Annotated in this window: 3 protein-coding genes and 1 pseudogene; 1 reads left to right on the top strand and 3 read right to left on the bottom strand. The window is 58.4% G+C overall.

The genetic code is table 11. The features are described from left to right. The first annotated feature begins 111 nt into the window (after nt 1-111). Nucleotides 112-1,569, top strand: coding sequence for a circularly permuted type 2 ATP-grasp protein (locus tag NW820_RS02655; RefSeq protein ID WP_414406615.1), 1,458 nt, complete (start codon nt 112-114; stop codon nt 1,567-1,569). Nucleotides 1,570-1,590: 21 nt separating this feature from the next. On the opposite strand, the gene NW820_RS02650 is transcribed toward NW820_RS02655, so the two are convergent. From NW820_RS02650 to NW820_RS02640, 3 genes and pseudogenes are all read right to left on the bottom strand, one after another. Continuing rightward, entirely contained in the window at nt 1,591-2,151 is a 561-nt protein-coding gene (locus NW820_RS02650) for a gamma carbonic anhydrase family protein (protein ID WP_414406614.1), read from the bottom strand. Between the two features lie 16 nt (nt 2,152-2,167). Then, on the bottom strand, nt 2,168-3,172 hold the full coding sequence (locus NW820_RS02645; RefSeq protein ID WP_414406613.1) for an alpha-E domain-containing protein: 1,005 nt from the start codon (nt 3,170-3,172) through the stop codon (nt 2,168-2,170). Continuing rightward, nucleotides 3,166-3,448 (bottom strand): annotated as a pseudogene (locus NW820_RS02640) (hypothetical protein); the annotation flags it as partial. The gene NW820_RS02645 and the pseudogene NW820_RS02640, both read right to left, overlap by 7 nt.

The raw sequence follows: 3,448 nt of genomic DNA, 5'->3' as shown, positions 1-3,448 counted from the left end.
GCGGGACGGAGTCCTTTCTTTTTACCAGGCTAAAAGTAGCTGAAAGCACACTATGCAGATCCAGAGCCGCCAACAGTAGAAGAAGATGATAGCGTTCCAGGGATCCCAGACGTGCGTTTTGATGCCTACGACCCGGGCGAGGGGTTTTACGACGAGCTGTTTTTGGGGCGTAACCAGCCCCGTCCTGAGGCGATCCCGCTGATTGAGCGCATTCATTCTCTGGAAGAAGGGGAACTGCAGCAGCGGCAAGCGGCGGCGCAGGCGGCCCTCTTTCAAATGGGGGTGACCTTCAACGTCTATGGCGATAGCCAGGGCACGGAGCGAATTTTCCCCTTTGACATCATTCCCCGCATCGTCTCGGCTTCCGAGTGGCAGCGGCTGGAGAAGGGTCTCAAGCAGCGCATCCACGCCCTCAACCTGTTCATCGACGATGTCTATCACGACCAGAAGATCCTTAAGGATGGGGTGATCCCTGCCGAGCTGATCGAAACGGCCAAGGGATTTCTGCGGCCCTGTGTGGGGCTCAACCCACCGGGGAGAATTTGGTGCCACGTCACCGGCACCGACCTGGTGCGGGATCGGGACGGGACTTGGTACGTGTTGGAAGATAACCTGCGCTGTCCGTCGGGAATCTCTTATGTGCTGGAAAATCGGCGGGTGATGAAAAGCACCTTTCCCTCCCTGTTCAACACAATGGGGATCCGCCCGGTGGACGACTACCCTAGCCATTTGTTGGATACTCTGCTTAACCTGGTGCCGCACCTAGCCAACCCAACGGTGGTGGTGCTCACCCCCGGCATCTACAACTCCGCCTACTTCGAGCATTCTTTCCTCGCCCAGCAGATGGGGGTGGAGCTGGTGGAAGGGCGGGATCTGGTGGTGGCCGATGGCTATTTGCAAATGCGCACCACCAAAGGGCTGCAGCGGGTGGATGTGATCTACCGCCGTATCGACGACGACTTCATCGATCCCCTTGCTTTTCGCCCTGATTCCCTCTTGGGGGTACCCGGCCTGTTTGAGGTTTATCGGTCAGGGCGGCTGGCGATTGCCAACGCTTTGGGAACGGGGGTGGCGGACGACAAGGTGATCTACGCCTATGTGCCCCAGATGATCCGCTACTATCTGGGAGAGGAAGCCATTTTGCCCAACGTGCCCACCTACCTCTGCTGGGATCCTAAGGATCAGGCGTACGTGCTGGAGAACCTCGACAAGCTGGTGGTGAAGGCAGCCAACGAGTCGGGTGGCTACGGCATGTTGATGGGATCCCAGGCCACACCGGAAGAGCGGTCTGCTTTTGCTGAGAAAATCCGCGCCCAGCCGCGCAACTACATCGCCCAACCCACCCTGTGCCTTTCTCGCGTGCCCACCTTGGTGGATCGGGGAGAAGGCCCCCGTCTAGAACCCTGTCATGTGGACTTGCGGCCCTATATCCTCTACGGCAAAGAGATCTACGTTCACCCAGGGGGGCTGACCCGCGTCGCCCTCAAGAAGGGATCTCTGGTGGTGAACTCCTCCCAGGGGGGCGGCAGCAAAGATACCTGGGTGCTCTGCGCGGATCCCGGCTGTTGAGAGACGGCTTGCAAAATAGGTTCAGAGCCGCTCGCCCGAACCTCTGCTCCACCGGCCAAAGCGGCTGGCATGCTGAAGCGCCAAATCCACGTAGTGCTGGGCGTGAAGGCGCAGTTGCTTGACCTCTTCCTCGGTGAGGGTGCGGATAACCTTGGCCGGGATCCCCGCCGCCAAAGAGCGAGGTGGCACAGACCGGGTGACCACCGCTCCAGCTCCCACCATGCTGCCCGCCCCGATGGTGACCCCGTTCAAGATAATGGCCCCAATCCCGATCAGACATCCCCCCTCGATGTGGGCACTGTGGATGACCGCTCGATGGCCTATGGTCACTTCCTCGCCAACCAGGGTCGGCTGTCCGGGATCCCCGTGCAGGATGGCTCCATCTTGGATGTTGCTGCGGCGGCCAATGACAATGGGCGAGAGATCCCCCCGCAAGATGGCCCCGTACCAGATGCTCACCGCTTCCGCAAGTTGGACATCGCCGATCAGTGTGGCATTGGCGGCAATAAAGGCTGCCTCATCTACTCCCGTCGGCTGCCGATCCAGCCCAATTGGCCAGGTGTCCTGTTTTTCTCGTTGCATTTAGAGTCGAGGCCGTTCATGTCAGTTGGGCTTGACGTTGAGAGAGTAGAGAGGATTCAGACGGTTGCAAGGGGCGAATGGCAAAGAAAGTTTCGTAGATGCAATCGCCAACGTGGTTCATTTGTAGCTGCAATTTGTCGAGAAACTCATGTAAGCCCTGCTCCATAATGTCGTCGATGGTTAGGTAGTCCAGCTCAGAACGCAGGCGGCCCAAAGCTCGCTCGCTGGGATCCCGCCAAGTATCGGCTGGGGTGCCGGTGATCTGGTGCAGGGATCGATCCGCATGAATAAGACAAAACTGAATGGAGCGGGGAAATTGCCGATCCAAAATCAGGAAAGAGGCCACCTCTCTGGGATTGATGCGGTGTTGGCGGCTGTGTTTCCGGTACATTTCATAAGCACTGGCCGACTTCAGCAAAGCAATCCACTGCAACTCATCCAAAGCCGTGCCCACGTACTGCAGAGAGGGCAGCAAGATAAAATACTTAACATCCAAAATGCGCGCCGTTTTGTCTGCCCGCTCCAAAAGACGGCCAATCTGGCCAAAGTGCCAACCTTCCCCGTGGGTCATGGTGGCATCCATCACCCCGGCGAATAGGTGGCTGGCCAGTTTCACTTCCGTGAAGAAATCGTGGAGCTGACTCAGGTGGGGGCCTTGCTGAGCTGCTTCTTTGACCATCAAATAAAAGCGGTTGACCCGCTCCCACATTTCTGAAGAAATGACCTCCCGCACAGAACGGGCATTTTCTCGCGCCAGCCGCAAACAGGAAAGGATGGAGTTGGGGTAATCCCTATCAAAAGCCAGGAACTGGATGACCGTTTCTTGGGTTGCCTGGCCATAGCGTTGGTAAAACAGCTCCTGATCCCCGGTGGTGTAGACAATGGGATCCCACTGCTGGGCGGGACCGCTGGGCAAGTCTAGGATGAGGTTGAGATTGACATCGATGAAGCGGGCGATGTTCTCGGCGCGCTCCACGTAGCGGTTGAGCCAGTAGATGGAATCGGCCACCCGACTCAGCATGCTGTTGCCTCCTCTGGAGTGTCTTGTCTCTGCGCTCCGTTCAAACCCAGCAGGCGGAGCAGCCGCCGCACCTTCACCAGCAGCACCCCCGTTAGGCCAGTCAGGATCCATCCTATCCAGTCGGCTGGGGTGCCCAGATAGCGCACCTCCACGCGATGATCCCCCGGTGGGATCCGCACCTGCAACAGCCCCACTCCGCTGTGCTCAGCAGACGTGAGGCGACCATCCACCTGTACCCGCCAAGCAGGGTAGTAAAACGTGCGCAGGACTACCCAT

The organism is Synechococcus sp. R55.7 (genome assembly GCF_047461955.1).
In the GTDB taxonomy this organism is placed as follows: Bacteria; Cyanobacteriota; Cyanobacteriia; order Thermostichales; family Thermostichaceae; genus Thermostichus.
The sequence above is the reverse complement of the archived record's forward strand: the minus strand, read 5'-3'. Positions and strand labels throughout refer to the sequence as shown.

What these genes read in the sequence shown, in the direction of transcription:
- NW820_RS02645 (WP_414406613.1), bottom strand. Translation starts at nt 3,172, where the DNA reads ATGCTGAGTCGGGTGGCCGATTCCATCTACTGGCTCAACCGCTACGTG.
- NW820_RS02650 (WP_414406614.1), bottom strand. Translation starts at nt 2,151, where the DNA reads ATGCAACGAGAAAAACAGGACACCTGGCCAATTGGGCTGGATCGGCAG.